Genomic DNA, 344 nt, shown 5'->3' on the forward strand with positions numbered 1-344 from the left:
GACGTCTTCGACATCGAACTCGACGAGGCAGACCCTCAGGAGATCATTCGAACTGTCGAGGCGATGGAGCCCACCTTCGGCGGCATCAATCTGGAGGACATCAGCGCGCCCGAATGCTTCGAGATCGAGGAGAGTCTCCGGGAGTCGATGTCGATTCCGGTCTTTCACGACGACCAGCACGGCACCGCCATTATCTCCGGGGCCGCTCTCCTGAACGCCGCCGACATCGCCGAGAAGGACCTCGAGGAGTTGGAGATCGTCTTCTCGGGGGCGGGCGCAAGTGCGATCGCGACCGCCCGGTTCTATGTCTCGCTCGGTGCGCGCAAGGAGAACATCACGATGTG

The 344-nt window shown here is 61.9% G+C and carries 1 pseudogene; it reads left to right on the forward strand.

Going from position 1 to position 344, the window contains the following annotated elements:
• A pseudogene (locus C449_RS12125) lies at positions 1 to 344 on the forward strand (NADP-dependent malic enzyme); the annotation flags it as partial.

The sequence above is a fragment of the Halococcus saccharolyticus DSM 5350 genome, from assembly GCF_000336915.1.
Classification (GTDB): domain Archaea; phylum Halobacteriota; class Halobacteria; order Halobacteriales; family Halococcaceae; genus Halococcus; species Halococcus saccharolyticus.